At 69.3% G+C, this 20,420-nt stretch carries 19 protein-coding genes and 1 pseudogene; 9 read left to right on the forward strand and 11 right to left on the reverse strand.

Annotated elements, in window-relative coordinates:
• Nucleotides 1-185 precede the first annotated feature (185 nt).
• A complete protein-coding gene (locus A5691_RS11325; protein ID WP_197499052.1) occupies nucleotides 186-608 on the forward strand; it encodes an STAS domain-containing protein in 423 nt (140 codons plus the stop codon).
• Here the strand turns inward: A5691_RS11325 and A5691_RS11330 are convergent.
• The gene (locus A5691_RS11330) at nucleotides 605-1,963 is read right to left on the reverse strand and encodes an NAD(P)/FAD-dependent oxidoreductase (RefSeq protein WP_068015200.1); all 1,359 of its coding nucleotides are present in this window, start codon (nucleotides 1,961-1,963) and stop codon (nucleotides 605-607) included. The two genes, A5691_RS11325 and A5691_RS11330, sit on opposite strands and share 4 nt — an antisense overlap.
• 132 nt (nucleotides 1,964-2,095) lie before the next feature.
• On the opposite strand from A5691_RS11330, the gene A5691_RS11335 reads away from it, so the two are divergent.
• Entirely contained in the window at nucleotides 2,096-3,052 is a 957-nt protein-coding gene (locus tag A5691_RS11335; RefSeq protein WP_068015187.1) for an alpha/beta fold hydrolase, read from the forward strand.
• Here A5691_RS11335 and A5691_RS11340 read toward each other — a convergent pair.
• The 3 genes from A5691_RS11340 to A5691_RS11350 all read right to left on the reverse strand — a co-directional run bounded on the left by A5691_RS11340 (nucleotide 3,047) and on the right by A5691_RS11350 (nucleotide 6,764).
• Nucleotides 3,047-4,393: a flavin monoamine oxidase family protein gene (locus A5691_RS11340; RefSeq protein WP_067781921.1), complete on the reverse strand. Its 1,347-nt coding sequence runs from the start codon at nucleotides 4,391-4,393 to the stop codon at nucleotides 3,047-3,049. The two genes, A5691_RS11335 and A5691_RS11340, sit on opposite strands and share 6 nt — an antisense overlap.
• A gap of 119 nt (nucleotides 4,394-4,512) precedes the next feature.
• Nucleotides 4,513-5,628, reverse strand: coding sequence for a hypothetical protein (locus A5691_RS11345; RefSeq protein ID WP_067781924.1), 1,116 nt, complete (start codon nucleotides 5,626-5,628; stop codon nucleotides 4,513-4,515).
• A complete protein-coding gene (locus A5691_RS11350) occupies nucleotides 5,628-6,764 on the reverse strand; it encodes a phosphotransferase family protein (RefSeq protein WP_067781939.1) in 1,137 nt (378 codons plus the stop codon). The genes A5691_RS11345 and A5691_RS11350 overlap by 1 nt, the downstream gene beginning before the upstream one ends.
• Nucleotides 6,765-6,852: 88 nt before the next feature.
• On the opposite strand from A5691_RS11350, the gene A5691_RS11355 reads away from it, so the two are divergent.
• Together A5691_RS11355 and A5691_RS11360 are read left to right on the forward strand one after the other, a co-directional pair.
• The gene (locus tag A5691_RS11355) at nucleotides 6,853-7,455 is read left to right on the forward strand and encodes a TetR/AcrR family transcriptional regulator (RefSeq protein ID WP_067761046.1); all 603 of its coding nucleotides are present in this window, start codon (nucleotides 6,853-6,855) and stop codon (nucleotides 7,453-7,455) included.
• Complete coding sequence (locus tag A5691_RS11360; protein ID WP_068015191.1) at nucleotides 7,452-8,324, forward strand: SDR family NAD(P)-dependent oxidoreductase; 873 nt, start codon at nucleotides 7,452-7,454, stop codon at nucleotides 8,322-8,324. Before A5691_RS11355 ends, A5691_RS11360 begins: the two co-directional genes overlap by 4 nt.
• Here A5691_RS11360 and A5691_RS11365 read toward each other — a convergent pair.
• Both A5691_RS11365 and A5691_RS11370 read right to left on the reverse strand, forming a co-directional pair.
• On the reverse strand, nucleotides 8,321-8,926 hold the full coding sequence (locus A5691_RS11365; RefSeq protein ID WP_067760297.1) for a class I SAM-dependent methyltransferase: 606 nt from the start codon (nucleotides 8,924-8,926) through the stop codon (nucleotides 8,321-8,323). The genes A5691_RS11360 and A5691_RS11365 overlap by 4 nt on opposite strands.
• Nucleotides 8,927-8,966: 40 nt before the next feature.
• Complete coding sequence (locus A5691_RS11370; protein WP_369827032.1) at nucleotides 8,967-10,352, reverse strand: 13E12 repeat family protein; 1,386 nt, start codon at nucleotides 10,350-10,352, stop codon at nucleotides 8,967-8,969.
• Nucleotides 10,353-10,497: 145 nt separating this feature from the next.
• On the opposite strand from A5691_RS11370, the gene A5691_RS11375 reads away from it, so the two are divergent.
• The 5 genes from A5691_RS11375 (at nucleotide 10,498) to A5691_RS11395 (ending at nucleotide 14,625) form a co-directional block, all read left to right on the forward strand.
• On the forward strand, nucleotides 10,498-11,445 hold the full coding sequence (locus tag A5691_RS11375) for a DUF4129 domain-containing protein (RefSeq protein ID WP_067760301.1): 948 nt from the start codon (nucleotides 10,498-10,500) through the stop codon (nucleotides 11,443-11,445).
• Nucleotides 11,442-11,924: a hypothetical protein gene (locus A5691_RS11380; protein ID WP_068015197.1), complete on the forward strand. Its 483-nt coding sequence runs from the start codon at nucleotides 11,442-11,444 to the stop codon at nucleotides 11,922-11,924. Before A5691_RS11375 ends, A5691_RS11380 begins: the two co-directional genes overlap by 4 nt.
• Entirely contained in the window at nucleotides 11,921-12,895 is a 975-nt protein-coding gene (locus tag A5691_RS11385; protein ID WP_067760305.1) for a MoxR family ATPase, read from the forward strand. The genes A5691_RS11380 and A5691_RS11385 overlap by 4 nt, the downstream gene beginning before the upstream one ends.
• 7 nt (nucleotides 12,896-12,902) lie before the next feature.
• On the forward strand, nucleotides 12,903-14,168 hold the full coding sequence (locus A5691_RS11390; protein ID WP_067780172.1) for a DUF58 domain-containing protein: 1,266 nt from the start codon (nucleotides 12,903-12,905) through the stop codon (nucleotides 14,166-14,168).
• 64 nt (nucleotides 14,169-14,232) lie between these two features.
• Nucleotides 14,233-14,625 (forward strand): hypothetical protein, encoded by a 393-nt coding sequence (locus A5691_RS11395; protein WP_231968736.1) that lies wholly within the window; start codon nucleotides 14,233-14,235, stop codon nucleotides 14,623-14,625.
• A 2-nt stretch (nucleotides 14,626-14,627) separates the two neighbouring features.
• Here A5691_RS11395 and nuoN read toward each other — a convergent pair whose 3' ends face one another.
• The 5 genes and pseudogenes from nuoN to A5691_RS11420 form a co-directional block, all read right to left on the reverse strand.
• Nucleotides 14,628-16,217: an NADH-quinone oxidoreductase subunit NuoN gene (nuoN, locus tag A5691_RS11400; protein WP_067760310.1), complete on the reverse strand. Its 1,590-nt coding sequence runs from the start codon at nucleotides 16,215-16,217 to the stop codon at nucleotides 14,628-14,630.
• Nucleotides 16,217-17,815 carry an NADH-quinone oxidoreductase subunit M gene (locus tag A5691_RS11405; RefSeq protein ID WP_197499068.1) on the reverse strand — a complete coding sequence of 533 codons (1,599 nt, stop codon included), beginning with the start codon at nucleotides 17,813-17,815 and terminating at the stop codon, nucleotides 16,217-16,219. The genes nuoN and A5691_RS11405 overlap by 1 nt, the downstream gene beginning before the upstream one ends.
• A complete protein-coding gene (gene nuoL, locus A5691_RS11410; protein ID WP_068266570.1) occupies nucleotides 17,812-19,698 on the reverse strand; it encodes an NADH-quinone oxidoreductase subunit L in 1,887 nt (628 codons plus the stop codon). The genes A5691_RS11405 and nuoL overlap by 4 nt, the downstream gene beginning before the upstream one ends.
• A 21-nt stretch (nucleotides 19,699-19,719) precedes the next feature.
• Nucleotides 19,720-20,019 (reverse strand): NADH-quinone oxidoreductase subunit NuoK, encoded by a 300-nt coding sequence (gene nuoK, locus A5691_RS11415; protein ID WP_007168303.1) that lies wholly within the window; start codon nucleotides 20,017-20,019, stop codon nucleotides 19,720-19,722.
• Nucleotides 20,016-20,420 (reverse strand): annotated as a pseudogene (locus tag A5691_RS11420) (NADH-quinone oxidoreductase subunit J); the annotation flags it as partial. The gene nuoK and the pseudogene A5691_RS11420, both read right to left, overlap by 4 nt.

The raw sequence follows: 20,420 nt of genomic DNA on the forward strand, positions 1-20,420 counted from the left end.
GGTTGAGTCCCCAGCTGCCGTTATCAACGGGCGCCAAACGGACACCGTCGTCGCTCGCCCTGCCTTATCAAGCCTGAAGGGCGCACATTCACATGACTGCTTCACCCGATCTACGTACACCCGATCGACATACGCCCGAGCTGCTCGGGGAGCCCCGTAGCCGCTACCAAATCGATTGCGCCGGAGTGCAAATCCACGTTCACGCCCGCAGCACCGCCACGGTCTTACGCGTCGAGGGAGAAATCGATGCGGCCAACACGGACCTGATCGCCGAGGCGATTCGGCGCTTTTCTCGGCTCAGGGCCCCGCTTGTCCTCGACCTCACCGGCCTGGATTTCCTTGCCGGTTCGGGCCTTCGAGCGCTGCTCGCCCTCAACGAGGAGCATCGGCAAGCCCAGCTGCGCTGCTGCATCGTCAGCGGCGCGGCGCTGCGCCGGCTCACGCGGGTGCTGCCCGAACACTGCCTGCCCATTGCCGACTCGGTCGATGCCGCCCTGGCGCACATCGAAGGCGCGACCACGGCCCGCCGGCGGCTGGTATCGGGCCCGGCCCGGCAGCACGAGCCGCAGCACGACACGGCGACGCGACTCCGCGGGCTCGCGTCCTAGCGGCCCAATCGGCGCATCAACTGGTCAGCGGCGTAGCGACCGCTGGCCATGGCGCCGTGCACCGTCGCCGGGTTGTTGACGCCGACCGCCTCCCCGGCCAGATAAAGCCGGTCGCCGACCGGTTCTTGCAACCGGCGCCGGTCGTCGAGGCCGGAGCCGGGCGCATGAAAGGAGTAGGCTCCGCGCGCATACGGGTCGGCGCTCCAATCCGATGTCTTGACCTCCACGGGCGCGGCGTCGCCGAACAGGCGGCGGGTGATGGGCCTCGCGGTGGCGATCAGATCCTGTGGGGCCGAGGACTCCACGGCCCGGCCGCGCCCGCCGGCGTTGAACGCCAACACGATTGGCCCCGCGGCGGCGGGCAGCGTGAACCATTGCGCCCACGTGCCGCTGTCGGCGGCGAGGTACTGATAGAAGGCGTTGTCCACCGTCCAGCCGCGCCGGTCGAAGCGGAAGAAACTCTTGGACAGCACCCCGAACCCCAGGGCGTCCACCGCGTGGCTGTGGCGGCTCGGCAAGCGCGGATCGAACGTAATGGCACGGGCTTTCAGCACGCCGAGCGGGACGGTGACGATCACGGCGGGGCCCTGGAACGACCGATCTTTCGCGCGAACGGTGACGGAGTCGTCGCGCTGCGCGATTCCGGTCACCGGTGTGTTCAACTCGACCTGAAGCCCGCCGGCGAGGAGCCTCGGCAGCGCGTCATAGCCGTTCGTGATGACGTCCTGATCGCCGCCGGTGTAATCGCCCTCGTCAAAAGTGATGGCGGACAGTTGATCCGCGTCGGCGGCGAATTCGTCCTCGATCTCGGTGGTCAGGTAGAAGGCCAGCTGGGCGCGGTCCGCGGCCGAAAGGCCCTCGGAGACGGCCGCCGCGTTGACGGCGGCCGCCAGGCTGCCAGCGTCGACTTGGTAACGCGCCCGCTCCACGAACGCGCGCCACGGCGTCGGGTCATAGTCCAGCGGTGGGAGTTTGGGATCGACGACCAGCTTGGCCCAGCCGTAATAGTCGGTCGTGACCAGCTGAGCCTGCGCCCGCCGCGCCAGCTCCAGCAACGGGTTGTCCGCCGTGCCGTGGATCCACGACGCTCCCATCTCCAGCGCTGCGCCCCAATCGCGGTCGGTGTGGATGCGGCCGCCGATGCGGTCGCGGGCCTCGATCACCCGCACCGGCCATCCCGCGTCGGCGAGGACACGAGCGGCGGACAGGCCGGCCATCCCGGCCCCGACGACAAGGATCGACCGGGTGTCCGGTGGGGGCGGCCGCGCGGGCGGCGGACGCCGTGGGGCGCACGCGGCCATGAGTCCGCCGCCCACCACACCGGTGGTCGCCGCGATGAATTCCCGACGGGACATCGGGTACACGGGTGTTAGCGTCTCATACGAGAAACGGTTTGCCGGATTTACCGAATCCGAACGGACGTGGGGGATAAACTTGCGACAGTCCTTAACTGCGGCGACGAGGCCGAGTTGAATGGGGGAGCGGCGATGAGTGCTCGGCGATCGGCTCGCGTGATCGACCCCTATCCCGAGGTGTTGCCCCCCAGCCAGACCGTGAGCGTCCGGGCCACCGACGGCACCCGCCTGCACGCCGAGGTCTTCGGGCCCGCCGACGGCTACCCCATCGTCCTGACGCACGGCATCACGTGCGCCATCCGGGCCTGGGCATACCAGATCGCGGACCTGGCCAACGACTACCGCGTGATCGCCTTCGACCACCGCGGCCATGGGCGCAGCGGTATGCCCCGCCGCGACGGCTACAGCCTGAAACACCTTGCCTCCGACCTGAATTCGGTGCTGGATGCGACGCTGGCGCCGCACGAGCGCGCCGTGCTGGCCGGGCATTCGATGGGTGGCATCACCATCGCCGCGTGGTCGGCGCGGTACCGGCACATGGTTCGCCGCCGCGCGGACGCCGTCGCGCTGATCAACACCACCACCGGGGATCTGGTCCGCAAGGTGCAATTGCTGTCGGTGCCGCACGGGCTGTCACCCGCGCGAGTCGCCGCCGCCCGCGCGCTGATCCACGCGTTCGGCGGGTTCCCGATCCCGACCGCCGCCCGGATTCCGAGCCGCTATCTGGTCGGCATGCTGGCGGTGGGCAAGGAGGCCGACCCGGGCATCGCCAGGATCGTGCACCAGTTCTTCGAACAGACGTCACCCGCGGGGCGCGCCGGCTGCGCCAGGATGCTGGTCGCCGCCTTGGGGTCGCGCTACCTGGAGCTGGACGGTTTGACGGTCCCGACGCTGGTCATCGGCAGCGAACGCGACCGGCTGACCCCGATCAGCCAGGCCCGCCGGATCGCGGGCACGGCGCCCAACGTCGTCGGCCTGGTCGAGCTGCCCGGCGGCCACTGCTCGATGCTGGAACACCCGCGCGAGGTGAATCGGCATTTGCGGGCGCTCGCGGAATCGGTGATCCCGGACGTGCGGATCAGTTCATAACAGGGCGGTGATCTCGGCGGCCGCCCGCTGGCCGGACCGCACGGCGCCGTCGAGGAATCCCGTCCATTCGTCCGCCGTCTCGGTGCCGGCCCAGTGAATCGGGCCGACGGGCTCGCGCAGGAACGGCCCGAATCGGGTCCACGATCCCGGAGGAACCGCCGCGGTGGGGCCGCCGGGCGCGAACTGCTCTGCGCCCCAACGGTGGTCGACGTAGTCGAGCGGTTTGAGCGCGTCGTCGCCGAACAACCTGGCGAAGCCGCTCAACGCCGCGTGCCGACGTTGCTCGGGGGCCAGCTCGTCGAACTCGCGCGCGTCGACGAACCCCATCAGGATGCCGGGCCCGTCGGCGTGCGGACTGACGTCGAAGGTGATGAACACCGGTCCGGTGTCGGACAGCGCCTGCCCGGAGAAGCCGTCGGCCCGCCAGAAGGGTGTGGAGTAGGCCGCATAGGCCTTGCTGAGCTGGCCCTGCGGCCAATGCCGCGCGAGTTGGTGATACTCGGCGGGCAGTGGGGGAGCGAACTCGATCGACGCGCGGTGGGCGGGCGGGACCGCGACCACCACGAATCCGGCCTCGGCCTGGCCGACGTCGGTGGTGACCGTGACCCCCGCGCCGTGCCGGTCGATGCGGCGGACCGGCGCGCCCAGCACCACGCGGGTGCCCAGCTCGGCCGCCGCGGCCTCGGCGATCTGCTGGGTGCCGCCCGGAAAACGGTCCTGCTGGGCGCCGTTTTCGACGTCGAGCAGCCGGTCCAGGCCGCCGGCGGCGTGCGTGTAGCGGGCCGCGTGCAGCATCGAGACGTCGTCGGGCTCGCACCCCCAGGTCACCCGGGACACGATCGCCAGCAGGTCACGCGACGACGCGGTGGCACGCACCGAGCGCAGCCAGCCGCCGAGCGAGACGTCGTCGAGCTCGGACGCCCGGCGCGCGTCCCAGGGGGCGTCCACCGGGATGCTGCGGGCGATCCGGTCGAATTGCCAACGCAATCGGCCGATGTCGAGCAGCCCGGTCAGCGAGAGTTTGGGAATGGTGCCGCGGTAAGAGTGCGTCCAGCCGCGCCAATGGATGACGTTCTTGCCGTCGTGATGGGTAGGAGTGGTCGGGACGTCGAGCTCGGCGGCCAACGCCAACACCGCGTCCTGGGTGGGTCCGACAAAAGTGCCGCCCAGATCGGCGGGCAACCCGGCCACGCTGCCGGTGAAGGACCGACCGCCGACGCGGTCGCGGCCTTCGAAGACCACGACGTCATGACCCTGGCGGGCCAGCTCGCGCGCCGCGGCAAGCCCCGCGAATCCTGCACCGACCACGACAACGTCGACGATCCACGGCGGATTTGGCACGGGGAACAGTCAACCGCAATTCTTGCGATTTCGTAGGGCGAATGCCCGACACCCACGAACGTCGACTTGTTGCGCGAGATGGCCCGAAAATCTCCGACAAGTCGACGTTCGCGGGCTGCCTAGGGGGCGACCGTCAGCCAGTCGGCGAATCCCGACGGGTCGTGGCGGCCCAGCGCGCCGTGCTCGTAGAGTCCCCAACCCTCCACCGGCTCGCGCTCGCCGTCGCGGCACACCGCCCGGCCGACGTGGTCGATGACGCCGAAACCCGACCGCGCGACGATCCCCGGGTCGGTCATGTCGTAGGTCAACCGTTCGACGAACTTCTCGCCCTTCCACGTGCCGTGCAGCCAGTCCGAGTCGCCGCCGTAGCCGCCGCCGACGTGGATGGGCACCGGCAGCTTGGACTCCACGTCGAAGTGGACCGGCGTGCCGTCGGGGGCGGTCGCGTCGATCGTCGCCCCGGTCGGGATGCGGGTGCCGGACCGGTAGTGGATCTTCACCCGCGGCCAGCCCAGCTGCTCGACGCGGCCGTCGCGCCAGATCCGGGTGCAGTCGTTGAGCGAGCGGAAGCCGTCGGGCGCTTCCTGGATGATCAGCACGATGGCGAACTCCTCGAACGCCATCGGCACGTAGAGCCACCACATGCCCTCGAACGGCGGGTCCGCGGGTCGCCCGGCGGGCTCAGGTTCGCCGATCGGCCTGATGCCCCAGGACCGGTCGCGGCTGCCGAGCCAGGTCGCGGGGTCGACGGCGATCTCCTCGCCGTCGACGGCGATGCGACCGCTCCAGCTGCCCAGCTGGGCGAACCGCTGGGCGTCCAGGGTCACCCGGTTGCCGGACCGCATCAGGTGCGGCTGCTCCTGCACGACGTCGAACAGCCCCTCCCAGGTGAGATCGGCCGCGATGCCCTCGGTTTCGTCAAGGACCAGCCGCAGCTTGTGCAGCGGCTCGACGACCTCGATCCGATAGCCGTTGACCTTCTGGTTCAGCCGGTCCTGGTCGATCGCGTCGGACAGGTGCACCGCGGTCTGGGTGTCCCCGCGCCGGACGAGGAAGAACGCGTCCTTGACACCGAGGTTGGGGTAGTAGCCGATGCCGCTGATGACGAAGATGTCTCCGGTGCGGTCGTGGGCGTTGAAGTAGGAGCGGTCGTAGAAGTTGCGGTCCGAGGAGCCCGGCCACGCGATCGGCTGCGGGATCTGATGTACGGGGAACTCGTCGAGCGGTCCGAGCATTACTGATCCTCTCCGATCAAACGCCTCATCAATCCGGCGTGGTAGAACAGCGATTCGACATCGTCGGGCTTCTCTGTTTCGCCGAAGTGCACCCGGCGCGCGCCGGTGCGCATGAACACGCAGGCCCACATGACACCCGAGTAGACGTAGAACCAGCGCAGGTCGCCGACCTCCACGCCGGTCAGCCGCTGGTAGGTGGCGCGGACGTCTTCCTCACGCATCACCTCCGGCAGTCCGGGCAGCCCGGCCAGGGCGGTCAATTCTTGAAAAACCATGTGGGCGTAGATCATCCACGCCACGTCGAGCTCGCGCGGTCCGAGCGTGACCATTTCCCAGTCCAGCACCGCCACCGGGGAGAAGTCGCGGTAAAGCACGTTGCCCACCCGGGCGTCGCCCCAGAGCAGCACGGGCTCGCGGCTGGCCTGTTCGGCCGGCCAGTGCTCCTCCAGCCAGGCGAAGGTCCGCTCCAGCAGCGGTGAGGTGCCGATGTCGGGCACCGCGAAGTCGTACCAGGACCGCACCCAGTTGAAGTGCCGGCGCAGCGCGGTGTCGCCGTTTTGCCCGTCGGACAGGAAGCCAAAGGTGTTCTGGGCGTCCGGGATTGAATGCAACTTGGCCAGCACCCCGACGGTCGCGTCCTGCAGTTCGCGCTGGCGTTCGGCGGGGGCGTCGGCGAACCAGTTGTTGCCGAACGTGTAGGGCATGACGTCGGGCGGCACCACCCCGTCGACGTAGTCCATGACGAAAAAGGGCGTGCCCAGCACCTCGCCGGTGGGCTCGAGCCAGCGCACCGGCGGGACCGGGACGTCGGTGATTTCGCCGACCTTTCGGATCACCTCGAATTGGTGGTCAAGCCGATAGGTGGGGAAGACCTGCACGTCTTCGGGGGCGGGGGCGACCCGGGTCACCAGCTTCTGCTCGACAGGCTCGCCGTCCTGCTGCCAGCGGGCGGTCAGGATGATCGTTTCCGAGGACATCCCCGTCGAGTCGACGCCGCTTTCGACGGTGACCTCCGGGTTCGCACCGGCGGGTAGGACGGTCGACAGCCATTGCGACATGACGGCGGGTAGCGTCGTGACGTCGCGGCTGGAGCGCTGAAGTCGGTCGACCTTGTCGAGCACGGGTTCGTTGGCCACGGGTGCCTCCATTCTGTGAGACTTCGTTCTCTTTGAGACGTTCCCTTTGAGACCTGGGCGCGGCAATTACGATACGGTAGGTAGCGTTATGAAAGCAGACCCGTCCGACATTGACAAGGCCCCCGGCGCCGGCCGCCCGCGGGACCCGCGTATCGACTCGGCCATCCTATCGGCCACCGCGGAACTGCTTGTCCAAATGGGCTATTCAAACCTGAGCCTGGCGGCGGTCGCCGAGCGTGCGGGAACCACGAAATCCGCGCTTTACCGGCGGTGGTCGAGCAAGGCCGAGTTGGTGCACGAGGCGGCCTTCCCGGTGGCGCCGACCGCGCTGGAGGCGCCGGCCGGGGATTTCGCCGCCGACGTCCGCATGATGATCGAGGCCACCCGCGACGTCTTCACCACCCCGGTCGTCCGCGCCGCCCTGCCCGGGCTGGTCGCCGATATGACGGCCGATCCCGCGCTGAACGCGCGGGTGATGTCCCGCTTCGCGGACCTGTTCGCGACGGTGCGGGTGCGGCTGAGTGACGCGGTCGACCGGGGCGAAGCCCATCCCGACGTCGACCCGGACCGGTTGATCGAGCTGATCGGGGGCGCGACGATGCTGCGCATGCTGCTGCGCCCGGAGGACGAGCTCGACGATGCGTGGGTGGAGCAGACGACCGCCATCGTGGTGCACGGGGTGACGCGATGACGGGGCGCCTGTCGGGGCGGACCGCGATCGTCACGGGCGGCAGCCGCGGGCTGGGCCGGGCGATCGCGCTGGCCCTGGCGGCCGACGGCGCCGCCGTGGCGGTGGCCGGGCGCACCGAGCAGGTGTGGGACGAGCGGCTGCCCGGCACCATCGGCGAGACGGTCGCCGACATCGAGGCGGCGGGCGGGCGCGCCGTCGCGGTCCGCGCCGACCTGACCGACCGGGACGACATCGCCCGGTTGGTCACCAGCGCACGAGAAGCATTGGGCCCCATCACGATTCTGGTCAACAATGCGGCCTTCACCGCTCCCGGACGCCCGCCGACGCCCGGCGCCGGACAGCGCGCCAAGTCCGTCAGGTCGACGAGCGGCGCCGCCAAACCCGGGTGGCCCGGGTTCGTCAGCATCCCGCTTTCCGCGTACCGCAGGCATTTCGAGATCGCCGTCTTCGCCGCCTACGAACTGATGCAGCTGGTCTGCCCCGACATGATAGAAGCGGGTGGCGGGGCGATCATCAACATCACCTCGGTCGCGTCGAGGATCCCCGGCGACGGGCCTTATCCGGACCGCGGCGGCGGGGTGCTGCCGGGGTACGGCGGGTCCAAGGCGGCGCTCGAGCACCTGACCCAGTGCGCGGCTTACGATCTGGCCGATCACCACATCGCGGTCAACGCCCTGTCGCCGTCGAAACCGATCCTCACCCCCGGGCTGGCCTACTACGCCCGCGACTTCGATGAGACCGCCGCGGCGGACGAATTTGCCCGGGCGGCAGTTGAATTGGCGTTGGTCGATCCGGAGAAGGTCACGGGGCGCACCATCGGCCATCTGCAGGTGCTCGACGGCAGCTTCCGGCCTTTCCAGCTCGACTAGGCGGGCTTGGTCGCCGTGACGGCGTTGATGATCACGGCGTGCAGGCGCTGCCATTTCGGGGACCGGAATCCGGCCTGCAGCAGCAGGCGTTCGGCGCGGCGCCGGGTCCGGGCCTTGCCGCGACGGCCGATGGCGAGGGTCGGCAGCAGCCACAGCGAGAACTGGTCGACGAGCACCAGGCGCCCGCCGGGCCGCAGCACCCGCGCGCACTCCGTCAGCCCGGCCAGCTGGTCGGACCAGTGATCGAATGACGTGGTGCTGACGACCAGATCGAAGACGCGGTCGGCATAGTTGATCTCTTCGGCCACCCCGCGGTTGAAGCTCAACCGCGGGTCGCGGGCGAGAGTCCTTGCGACGGCGACCATCTGCGGGGCGGCGTCGATCCCGCTGAGGTGTTTGGCGTTCGGGTAGCGGCGGGCCAGCAGTCGCAACAGGTAGCCCGTTCCGCATCCGACGTCGAGCACGTACTCCGGAGCGGTGACGGTCGCGACGGCCAGGTGCGCGGTGCGATCGGCGATTTCGTGGTGCAGCCGGCCGCGCCAGCCACGGTCGTAGCCGGCGGCGCGTTCGTCGAACGCTGCGACATCGCGATGCGGCGGCACCCGCTGAGTGTCTCACCGGGGGTCCCGCTTGGCGAGCAGCTCAGTCGCCCGACTCGGGTCCCTCCGGTGGGTCGGGGTCGCCGCGCAAGAGCTCGTCCGGATGGTGAGCGTGGTTCACCTCTGATGGCCCGTTGCCCTCCGTCCAGCCGAGCCGCCCGTCGTCGGTGACCTCGGTGCGCCATTCGTCCCGGCTCGCCGCGGCGTGGTGGCAACCGCAGGCGAAGAACAATTTGTCCGCGTCGGTTTGGCCGCCGTCCGCCCAGTCCGGGCAGTGGTGTACTTCGCAGCGGTAGCCGGGTTCGAGGCAGTCGGGCCGCGTGCAACCGCGGTCGCGGGCGTAGCAGATGAGCCTCTGGTCGGCGGTGGCGAGGCGTTTCTGGCGGCCCAGGTAGAGCGGCCGGCTGGTGTGCTGGTCGAACACCGCCAGATAGTGAATCCCCTTGGCTGCCATCCGGATCAGGTCTGGCATCGGCAGTCTCGAATCGCCGCCCGTTCGGGCCGGCCCGGGCATCGGAACCGACGAGTCGACGACCGCGTGTGCGGCGCGGTCGAGTTCGGCCAACGTGGTCGTGACGACCACCGTGACCGGGTGGCCGCGGTGCGTCCCGAGCTCGCCGGAGGCGACGGCGGTTTCGAGGCCCCATTTGAACGCGTCATGGCAGCGTTGCGCCGGTGTGCGCCGATCGCGCACATCCGGGTCGTTGGCGGCCGAGTCCGGTTGGTGGCGTCCGGGCCGCACGGCCCCTTCGACGGCTTCGAAATAGGCGCGGGCCTCGGGGTCGAGCAGCCCGGACAGCCGCGACATGCCGTCGGGCCCCTGCGGGCCCAAGTGCAATCGGCGGCGGCGGGCCCGATCCTCGTCGTTGAAGAGGCCGTCGGGATTGAGGTGGTCGGCGATCCGCCGGCCGAGCTTGGCGACGATCCCGGCGTCGAGTTTGGTCGCATGCCGCACCAGCGTGTGCTCGGCGTCCGCCACATCCAGGGGCGACACGCGCGCGGGGAGCACGTCCACGGCCGCGCAGATCGCGCGAATGTGGTCCTCGCCGACCGCACCCGCCGCCACCGCGGCCGCCAGTTCCGGGAGCTCCGGGGGCACGGGCGGCCCGGTCAGCGAGCGCCGCGGGCGGATTCGGGCCCCGAGCCGGAACCGGCGGGTGATCTCGTTGGGCGTGATGCGCAGCCGCGCCCACAGCTTGTCGCGGACCGCCGGCACGAACCCGCCACCGTCGGGCGGGTCGGCGATTTCGGCGAAGAACCGGTACATCAGCCCCCGGTTGGTGCGCTCCTGGGTCTCCAGCCGTTCGGCCACCTCGAGCCGGAATTCGTTGCCGACGACATCCGAGGACACCACCCGCAGCGCGTCGTAGGCGGCGTCGATCGCGTCGAGAGCGGCGCCAATTCGCTCCCGTGCCTGTTCGGCGCCCATCCGAAGACTCATCCCCCCACGCTATCGAACATGTATTCGAATGATCGCCGCCTAACCGAGATCTGTGGATGAATCACGGACTGTGGATAACCCCCGCTCTGACGTGCCAGGATGAGGCAAAGCCAACCGGTCGAGTGGTGTGCCAATGCCTGGTGTGGACAAGGCCACGGGGCGGGTCGTCGCCCTGATCGTGCTGCTGCTCGTCGTCTCGGCCGCTCTGCGCGGGTATCTGCCGGCCGCCCACCACGGGCCGCGCGGCGAAGCCGCCGGCGGAGGTGCGGCGCTGATATTCGTGGTGGCGATCCTCGGGGGCGCGCTCACGCTGGTGGCGATCGCGGTCATCGCGCGGCTGCGGGACCCGCGCGCGGCGGCCCCGCAGGCCGGCCAGCTGTCCGAGATGCTCGGCACCGGCAGGGGCAGGCCGAGCTGGCGCGTCTTGCTCATCGGGCTGGCCGTGATCGTCGCCTGGCTGTTGATCGTGCTGGCCGGGTCCCGCCTGTTGTCCTCCCACGGCGCCGGCCAGGCGCCACCCCCGCCGGCGACCGGCGCCCCGTCGGCCGAACAGCCCAACGCGCAGGAGCCGCGGCGGCCACATCCACCGAACGGGGACATGTTCGGCATCCTGCTCGCCGCGACCGTTCCGATGATGTTGATCATCGCCACCGGAACGGTCGTCATGTCGCGGCGCCGGGGGCGCGCGGTGACACCGGTCACCGTCGCCGATGACTTCGTGGGATCGCCGGCGCCGCCGACCCGCTCGGAATCGCTGGCGCGCGCGGCCGAACGCGGGCTGGCCGAGATGGCCGATCTCAGCCGCGAGCCGCGCGAGGCGATCATCGCCTGTTATGCGGCGATGGAGCGCGAGCTCGCCAATGTGCCCGGCGCCGCCCCGCAGGACTTCGACACCCCGACCGAGGTGTTGGCCCGGGCGGTCGAGCATCATGCGCTGCACGCCGACAACGCCGTCCAACTGGTGAGCCTGTTCGCCGAGGCGCGCTTCAGCCCGCACGTCATGAACGAGGGCCACCGCGACGTGGCGGTGCGCGTTCTCCAGTTGGTCCTCGACGAACTGAGATCCCGGAGTCCAGCATGAAAAAGACTCTGGCCCTTGGCATCTGCCTGATCATCGGGATCGAGCTGCTCGCGCTCATGCTTCAGGATCGACGGTTGGTGTTGGCCGCCTCCGGTGGTGCCCTCGCCCTGGTGTTGCTTACCGTCCGTCGCGTGCTGGGCCGCGGCATGCATAACGAGGGCGAAGCGGAGTCCGACGACCTCGGCGATTCGTTGCGCCGCTGGCTGGCCAACACCGAGACGACGATCCGTTGGTCGGAGTCCACCCGGGTCGACTGGGATAGGCACCTGCGTCCCATGCTCGCGCGCCGATACGAATTGGCAACGGGCGAAAGGCGATCCAAAGACCCCGTGGCGTATCAGGCGAGCGGTCAGATGCTCTTCGGGAGCGAACTGTGGGAATGGGTTAATCCGAACAACGTCGCACCGACCGGCGACCGGCGACCCGGTCCCGGCCGTGGGGCGCTGGAAGAGATTCTGCGAAAGTTGGAACAGGTATGACGCTGCCGGCGGCAACAACCACAGCGCACTGCGAGGCGGTGCTCGACGAGATCGAGCGTGTGGTGGTGGGTAAGCGTTCCGCGCTCACGCTCATCCTCACCGCGGTGCTCGCGCGGGGCCACGTCCTGATCGAGGACCTGCCCGGCCTGGGCAAGACGCTGATCGCCAGGTCGTTCGCCGCCGCGCTGGGTCTGCAGTTCACCCGCGTGCAGTTCACGCCGGACCTGCTGCCGGCGGACCTGCTGGGCTCGACCATTTACGACATGCAATCGGGCCGTTTCGCCTTCCGGCCCGGACCCATCTTCACCAACCTGTTGCTCGCCGACGAGATCAACCGCACGCCGCCCAAGACGCAGGCGGCGCTGCTGGAAGCGATGGCCGAAGGCCAGGTGAGCATCGACGGCGAAACACACCAGCTGCCAAAGCCATTCATCGTCCTCGCGACCGACAACCCGATCGAGTACGAGGGCACCTATCCGCTGCCCGAAGCGCAGCTCGACCGGTTCGCGATCCGCCTGGAACTGCGTTACCTCTCCGAGCGCGACGAGACCGCGATGCTGCGCCGCCGCCTCGATCGCGGGTCGAACGAGCCGACTGTCAACCAGGTCGTGGACGCGCACGACCTGCTCGCGATGCGGGAATCGGTCGAGCAGGTGACGGTGCACGAAGACGTGCTGCACTACGTTGTCTCGCTGGCCAACGCCACCCGGCATCATCCCCAGGTGGCGGTGGGCGCCAGCCCGCGTGCCGAACTCGACTTGGTCCAACTCGCCCGCGCCCGTGCGCTTTTGCTCGGCCGCGACTATGTCATCCCCGAGGATGTCAAGGCGCTCGCCGTCCCGGCCGTCGCGCACCGAATCACCCTGCGCCCGGAGATGTGGGTGCGAAAGATTCAGGGCGCCGACGTCGTCGGTGAGTTGCTGCGCCGTCTGCCGGTGCCGCGTACCGGCGGCCAGGGTGGCTCCGGATGAGTGCGGCGTGACCGGCCGCGAGGTCGAGTTCCGCTGGCGCGCATCGCCATTGACGCGCGCCATCTCGACCTGCGCGGGGTTGGCGCTGGCGGCTGCGGTGATCGGCGCGCGGTGGCAGCTGATCGCGTTCGCCGCGCCGCTGCTCGGGGCGCTGTGCTCGATCAGCTGGCAACGACCCGTACCGACGGTCCGCGTGCACGGCAACCCGGATTCGCAGCGGTGCTTCGAAGACGACCAGGCGCGGTTGCGCATTTGGGCGACGGAGGAGGGCCACGCCACGGGAACCTCCGCGATCGAGGTGACGGTGCCACCCGTCGAGGGCATGCAGCTCGACGTTCTCGATGCCGACTTCAGGGAAGCCAAAACGGTTGCGGCCACGGCGCAACGCTGGGGCCGCTACTCCATCCGGGCCCGGGTCGACGCGGTCGCCCGGGGCGGGCTGCTGTCCGGGACGGCCCTGGTCGACGCCGCGGAAGTCATCGTGTTTCCGCTGACGCCGCCCCAGTCGACGCCCATCCCGCAGACCGAGCTGCTCGACCGCCTCGGTGCCCACCTCACCCGGCACGTCGGCCCGGGGGTCGAATATGCCGACATCCGCCCCTACGTGCCGGGAGACCAACTGCGCGCGGTGAACTGGCCGGTGAGCGCGCGCCGCGGCCAGCTGCATGTCACGCAGCGCCTGACCGACCGCGCCGCCGACGTGGTGGTGCTGATCGACACGTATCGGCAACCAGCGGGCCCGGCGACCGCCGCCACCGAGCGCGTCGTGCGCGGCGCCGCGCAAGTGGTGCAGACCGCCCTGCGGCACGGTGATCGCGCCGGGATCGTCGCCCTGGGCGGCAACCACCCGCGGTGGCTGGGCGCCGACATCGGGCAGCGCCAGTTCTATCGGGTCCTCGACACGGTGCTCGGCGCCGGCGATAGATTCGAAAACACCACGGGCACTTTGGCGCCCCGCGCGGCCGTCCCCGCCGGCGCGATCGTCATCGCCTTCTCGACGTTGCTGGATACCGAATTCGCGCTCGCGCTGATCGATCTGCGCAGGCGCGGCCACGTCGTCATCGCCGTCGACATCCTTGACAGCACTCCGTTCGAGGGCGAGCAGGATCCGCTGGTGAATCGGATGTGGGCGCTGCAGCGTTCCGCCATGTACCGCGACATGGCCACCGTCGGCGTCGACATCGTGTTGTGGCATCAGGACGGCGGATTGGAGCAATCCATGGGTGTGCTCCCGGACCGCCGCCGGCGGGTGCGGGGGCGGCTCCGTGCCTAGCGGCGAGGCGGGCACGGTGCCGCGCCTGTGGGCCCCGGTGTTCTCCGTCGCGTTCGGTCTGCTGATGGTGGGTCTGGCCGCCGACGGCTCGCACGGGCCTGCGGTTGCCGCGTGGGTGGCGGCCCTGATCGCGGTGGCCGGGGGAGCGGTATATCGCCCTGCCGCAACGCTCGCCGTGTTGCTGGTGGTGGCCACCATCGCGCTGTCCGACCCGCCGCTGGTGTTCGTCGCGCTGTCCGGGCTGTGCGCCGCCGCGTATCTCGTGTGCCGCCACGCGGCCGGCGCGTCGGCCGGGGCGGTGCTGGGCAGCTGGCCGACCGTGGTTGGCGCGGTGGGTTTTACGTTCGCCGGGTTGGTCGCGACGGCATTCCCCCTGCAATTGCCGTGGTTGCCGTTGGCCGCACCGCTGGCGGCGCTGGCGGTCTACGTGCTGGCCGTGCGCCCGTTCCTGAGCTGAACTCAGTGCAGCAGTTGGGCGGCCCGATCGGCCAGGTCGAGCAGCGGCTGCGGGAAGATGCCCAACGCCACGGTGACCGCGGCGCACACCGCGATCGCCGCCTTGCTCAGAATGCCCGGCGCCACCACGTGCGGGGTGTCGTCGGTCGCCTCGGTGAAGAACATCGACACGATCACCCGCACGTAGAAGTAGGCGGCGATGCCGCTGGCGACGACACCGACGATCACCAGCGGCGCCGCGCCACCCTGGGCTGCGGCCTTGAACACGGCGAGCTTGCTGACGAAGCCGCTCGTCAGCGGAATGCCGGCGAAGGCCAGCAGGAACATCGAAAACATCACGCCCACAATGGGTGAGCGCTGCCCGAGCCCGGCCCAATGTGCCAGGGTGGCGTCCTCGACGCCGTCGGCGTCGCGGATCAGGCCGACGATGGCGAACGCGCCGACGGTGGAAAAGCTGTAGGCCAGCAGGTAGAACAGTGTGGACGAGAGGCCCGCCTGGTTGTCGGCGATGACGCCGGTGAGGATGAAGCCGACGTGGGCGACCGACGAATAGGCCAGCATGCGCTTGACGTCGGTCTGGTTCACCGCCGTGATGGTGCCCACCGCCATGGTGAGGATCGAGATGGTCCACAGCACCGGCCGCCACTGATCGTGCAGCGGCGGCAGCGCGACATAGACCACCCGCAGCAGCGCGCCGAAGGCCGAGACCTTGGTAGCCGCCGCCATGAACCCGGTGATGGGGGTCGGCGCGCCCTGGTAGACGTCCGGAATCCACGAATGGAATGGCACCGCACCCACTTTGAACAGCAGGCCGACCGCCAGCAGTGCAACGCCCACGAGCGCCATCGAGGTGTCCCCGTGCGCCGCCAGCGCGTCCCGGATGCCGGTCAGCAGCAGCGTGCCGGTCGCGCCGTAGAGCAGCGCCACGCCGTAGAGGAAGAACGCCGAGGAGAACGCGCCCAGCAGGAAGTACTTCATCGCCGCCTCTTGCGACAGCAGGCGCCGGTGCCGGGCCAGGCCGCACATGAGGTAAAGGGGCAGCGAAAGCACTTCCAGGGCAACGAACATCGTCAACAGGTCGTTGGACGCCGGGAACACCATCATGCCGCCGACGGACAGCATCAACAGCGGGAACAGCTCCGTCTGCGCGGCCCCGGCCCGCTCCGCGTCCCGCTCGGCGTCGCTGCCGGGAATCGCGGAGGCCTGCGGGGTGAACGAGTCGAGGCCGGCCGGGCGGGCGACTCCCACACCCGCGGCAACCTTGCTCTCCGCCTTGGCTTGCGTGCGTTCGGCGATGAAGATCACCGCCAGCACCGCGACCAGCAGCACCGTGCCCTGCAGGTAGAGGGTGGTTCGGTCGACGGCCATGGCGCCCAGCACCGTCGCGCGGCCGGAGGCCGGGATCGACTCGGCCACCTCCACGGTCGCGAGGAATGCCGCGACCAGGCCGGCCAGGGCCAGGGTCACCTGTGCGCCATAACGGATCCGCCTGGGCAGGAACGCTTCCGCGAGGACTCCCACCACCGCGACGCCGAACACGATCAGTGTCGGGCACAGCAGGAAGTACTCGATGCTCGGGGTGGGGAGGGTCATCATCGCGGTCCTTCGGCTGTCCGGGGTGCGCGGTTGACGGCCGGCACGCTCGGCGCGGGGTCGTGCTGGCCGATCGTGGTCATGGTGCTCTCGACGGCGGGGTTGATGATGTCGAGCACCGGCTTCGGGTAGACCCCGAGCACGAACAGCAGCGCGATCAACGGTGCAACCACGACCAATTCGCGCGCCCGCAGGTCGACGATCTTCTCGTTGCCGGTGGCCACCGGCCCCGTCATCATGCGCTGGTAGAGCCACAGCATGTAGATGGCGGAGAGCACCAGCGCGGTGACACCGAACGCGGCGGCCAGCCAGTACCGGTTGAATGTGCCCAACAGCACCAGGAATTCACTGATGAACGGTGCCAGGCCGGGCAGCGACAGGGTGGCCATGGCCGAGACGAGGAACGTGCCCGCCAGGACGGGCGCCACCTTCTGCACCCCGCCGTAATCGGCGATCTTGCGGCTGCCGTGCCGGGATATCAGGAATCCCGCGATCAGGAACACCGCCGCCGTGGACAGGCCGTGGTTGAGCATGTACAGCGTCGACCCGCTCTGCCCCTGGCTCGTCATCACGAAGATGCCCAGGATGATGAACCCGAAGTGGGAGATCGAGGTGTAGGCGATCAGGCGCATGACGTCCGTCTGCCCGATGGCCACGATCGCCCCGTAGATGACGCCGATGGCAGCCAGCACGATGATGAGGGGGCGGAAATACGTTGAGGCGCCCGGGAACAGCTGCAGGCAGTAACGCAGCATGCCGAAGGTGCCGACCTTGTCCATCACGGCCATCATCAGCACCGCGGTCGCGGGGGTGGCCTCGACCGCGGCATCCGGCAGCCAGCGGTGGAAGGGCCACAGCGGCGCCTTGATGGCGAACGCGAACATGAAGCCCAGGAACAGCGCCTTGAACACCGCGGAGTCGGCGCCGTAGCGACCGGAGGCGACGCCGGCCACGATCTCGCGGAAGTCGAAGGTGCCCGAACCGTGCTGCGCGGTCACCACGTACAGCCCGATCACCGCGGCCAGCATGATCAGCCCGCCGAACAGGTTGTACAGCAAGAACTTCACCGCCGCGCGTGACCTGCCCGGACCGCTCCCGAAGCCTCCGATCAGGAAGTACATCGGGATGAGCATGGCCTCGAAGAACACGTAGAACAGCAGCACGTCGAGGGCGACCACGGAGATCAGCACCATCGACTCGATGGCCAGCGTCAGAGCGACGTAGGCGTGCACGCCGCGGGGGCTGCGCCCGCCGCTTCGTGACGGGTCGTCACCGTCCCCGTCGTTCCAGCCGGCCACCTGCAACACCGGGATCAGCACCGCGGTGAGCAGCACCAGCACCACGGCGATGCCGTCCACGCCCAGGGAATAGGTGGCACCGAATGCCGGGATCCAGGAATGGCTTTCGACGAATTGGTACGTGCTGCCACCGGACTTGAAGCCCAGGGTGACGACGATCGCGACGGCCAGCGTCAGGACGCCGAAGACCAGGCCCGTCCACTTGGCGAGTCGGCGCAGCCCCGGCGGCAGGAGGATGACGAGCACCGAGCCGGCCAGCGGCACCAGCCACAGGACGCTCAGCCACGGAAGGTTGTTCACCACAGTTTCACCGCCAGGATCAGCGCGATCACCAGGACCGCGCCCGTCAGCATCGACAATGCGTAGTTGCGGGCGAAGCCGGTTTGCAGCCCCCGCAGGCGATTCGAAGTCCGGCCCACCAGCGCGGCCAGTGCGTTCACCGAGCCGTCGACGCCCGCGTTGTCGACGTCGACGAGCGCCTGGGTCAGTTCGGCTCCGGGGCGCATGAACACCTCCTCGTTGAAGGCGTCGCCGTAGAAGTCCCTGCGCGCGGCCGTCGTGACCGGCGACACGGAAAGCGGGGCCACCCGGGGGATTTCCGCTTTGGCGTACAACCGGTAGGCCACCGCGATCCCGATGGCGACGACGCCCAGCGCCAGGGCGGTGTTGACCCACACCGGGAAGGCGTGGGTGACCTCTTCGTGTTTCCCGACGACCGGCTCGAGCCAGCGCGCCAAGGTGCCCCGCCACGCCAGCAGCCCACCCGAGAACACCGAGCCGACGGCGAGCAGAATCATCGGCCAGGTCATCAGGGCGGGGGCCTCGTGGGGATGAATGCCTGGGCCCCAACGCTTTTTGCCGAAGAAGGTCATCAGCATCACGCGCGTCATGTAGAACGCGGTGACGCCCGCGCCCAGCAGCGCGGCCCCGCCCAGCACGTAACCGCGCGCGTCGCCGGCGCCCAGCGCGGCCTCGATGATCGCGTCCTTGGAGAAGAAGCCCGCGAACGGCGGCACGCCGATGATCGCCAGATAGCCGAGACCGAAGGTGGCAAAGGTGATCGGTAGCGCCGCGCGCAGGCCGCCGTAGCGGCGCATGTCCTGTTCCTCGTGCATGGCGTGGATCACGGCGCCGGAGCCGAGGAACAACCCGGCCTTGAAGAACCCGTGGGTGAGCAGGTGCATGATCGCGAACGCGTAGCCGGCCGGGCCCAGCCCTGCGGCCAGCACCATGTAGCCGATCTGGCTCATCGTGGATGCCGCGAGCGCGCGCTTGATGTCGTCCTTGGCGCAGCCGATGAACGCGCCGAGCAGCAACGTGACGGCGCCGACGATCACGACCGCGGTTTGCGCGTCGGGCGCCAGGTTGTACAGCGGGTTGGACCGCACGATCAGGTAGACGCCGGCGGTCACCATGGTGGCGGCGTGGATCAGCGCGGACACCGGGGTGGGGCCCTCCATCGCGTCACCCAGCCAGGCCTGCAGCGGCACCTGCGCGGACTTGGCGCAGGCGCCCAACAGCAGCAGCAAGCCCATCGCCGTCAGCGCCCCGCCGCCCCCGGCGGGCGCCCCGGCGAACACCCCGGCGTAGGACAGCGTGCCGAAGGTGCTGAACATCAAGAACATTCCCAGCGCCAGCCCGGCGTCCCCGACGCGGTTCATCACGAAGGCCTTCTTGGCGGCCGTGGCCGCCGTTGGCTTGTGGTACCAGAACCCGATCAGCAGGTAGGAGGCCAGGCCCACGCCTTCCCAGCCGACGTAGAGCACCACGTAGTTGTCGGCGACCACCAGCAACAGCATCGAGGCCAGGAACAGGTTGAGGTAGCCGAAAAACCTTCGCCGGTCCGGGTCTTCGGCCATGTAGGCGACCGAATAGATGTGGATGAGCGACCCGACTCCCGAGATCAGCAGCACGAAACACACCGACAGCTGGTCGATTTGCAGGCCGAGGTCCACCTGCAGTTGGCCGACCGGGATCCAGGTGAACACCGTCTGGTGGATGACCCGGTCCTCGGCGCCGCGGCCGAGCAGCTCGCTCAGCAGGCTCAGGCCGACGCCGAACGCCGCGAGCGCGGTGGCGCAGCCCAGCCAGTGGCCCCAGGCGTCGGTGCGTCGGCCGCCGAACAACAGGATCGCGGCACCCGCCAGCGGCAGCGCCACCAGCAGCCAGGTGTAGTGAGTCATGTTGGCCCCATATTGGCGATGTCAGCCTTTGAGTAGGTTCGCGTCGTCCACCGACGCCGATTTGCGGGCACGGAAAATCGTCATGATGATGGCCAGCCCGACGACGACCTCGCACGCGGCCACCACCATCGTGAAGAACGCGATCATCTGGCCGTCCAGGTGGCCGTGCATCCGTGCGAACGTGACAAAGGCCAGGTTGACCGCGTTCAGCATCAGCTCGACGCACATGAACATCACGATGGCGTTGCGTCGCAACAGCACACCCGAGGCTCCGATGGTGAACAGCAGGGCCGAAAGGTAAAGGTAATTGGCCGGATTCACGAGGTGCCACCTTTGATCGCCTGGCGGGAGGGGGTTGCCTTGCCGTCGGCGCCGCGGCTGCGCAGGATCGGCGACACCGACAGCTCCGAGTACGACCCGTCCGGCAGCAGCGCTGCCACGTCGACGGCGTTGTGGCGCGCGTAGACGCCCGGGCTGGGCATCGGGGTCGGGTGCCCGCCGGGCTGGAACCGCTCCTGCGACAGCTCCCGCTGCGTCTTGCGGCGCTCGAAGCGTTCGCGGTGGGCCAGCACCATCGCGCCGATGGCCGCGGTGATCAGCAGCGCGCTGGTGAGTTCGAACGCCCAGACGTACCGCGAGAAGATCAGCGCCGCAAGCCCTTCCACGTTGCCGTTGGCGTTGGCGGTGGTCAGGCCCGCGAAGCCGACGGTCGCGGCGGTGCC

Origin of the sequence: Mycobacterium sp. E183, from assembly GCF_001667735.1 — a bacterium.
Taxonomy (GTDB): domain Bacteria; phylum Actinomycetota; class Actinomycetes; order Mycobacteriales; family Mycobacteriaceae; genus Mycobacterium.

Excerpts from the sequence above, each read along its gene's own strand:
- A5691_RS11330 (WP_068015200.1), bottom strand. The coding sequence starts at position 1,963 with ATGTCCCGTCGGGAATTCATCGCGGCGACCACCGGTGTGGTGGGCGGC.
- A5691_RS11335 (WP_068015187.1), top strand. The coding sequence starts at position 2,096 with ATGAGTGCTCGGCGATCGGCTCGCGTGATCGACCCCTATCCCGAGGTG.
- A5691_RS11345 (WP_067781924.1), bottom strand. The coding sequence starts at position 5,628 with ATGCTCGGACCGCTCGACGAGTTCCCCGTACATCAGATCCCGCAGCCG.
- A5691_RS11355 (WP_067761046.1), top strand. The coding sequence starts at position 6,853 with ATGAAAGCAGACCCGTCCGACATTGACAAGGCCCCCGGCGCCGGCCGC.
- A5691_RS11360 (WP_068015191.1), top strand. The coding sequence starts at position 7,452 with ATGACGGGGCGCCTGTCGGGGCGGACCGCGATCGTCACGGGCGGCAGC.
- A5691_RS11370 (WP_369827032.1), bottom strand. The coding sequence starts at position 10,352 with ATGGGCGCCGAACAGGCACGGGAGCGAATTGGCGCCGCTCTCGACGCG.
- A5691_RS11375 (WP_067760301.1), top strand. The coding sequence starts at position 10,498 with ATGCCTGGTGTGGACAAGGCCACGGGGCGGGTCGTCGCCCTGATCGTG.
- A5691_RS11380 (WP_068015197.1), top strand. The coding sequence starts at position 11,442 with ATGAAAAAGACTCTGGCCCTTGGCATCTGCCTGATCATCGGGATCGAG.
- A5691_RS11385 (WP_067760305.1), top strand. The coding sequence starts at position 11,921 with ATGACGCTGCCGGCGGCAACAACCACAGCGCACTGCGAGGCGGTGCTC.
- A5691_RS11395 (WP_231968736.1), top strand. The coding sequence starts at position 14,233 with ATGGTGGGTCTGGCCGCCGACGGCTCGCACGGGCCTGCGGTTGCCGCG.
- nuoN (WP_067760310.1), bottom strand. The coding sequence starts at position 16,217 with ATGACCCTCCCCACCCCGAGCATCGAGTACTTCCTGCTGTGCCCGACA.
- nuoL (WP_068266570.1), bottom strand. The coding sequence starts at position 19,698 with ATGACTCACTACACCTGGCTGCTGGTGGCGCTGCCGCTGGCGGGTGCC.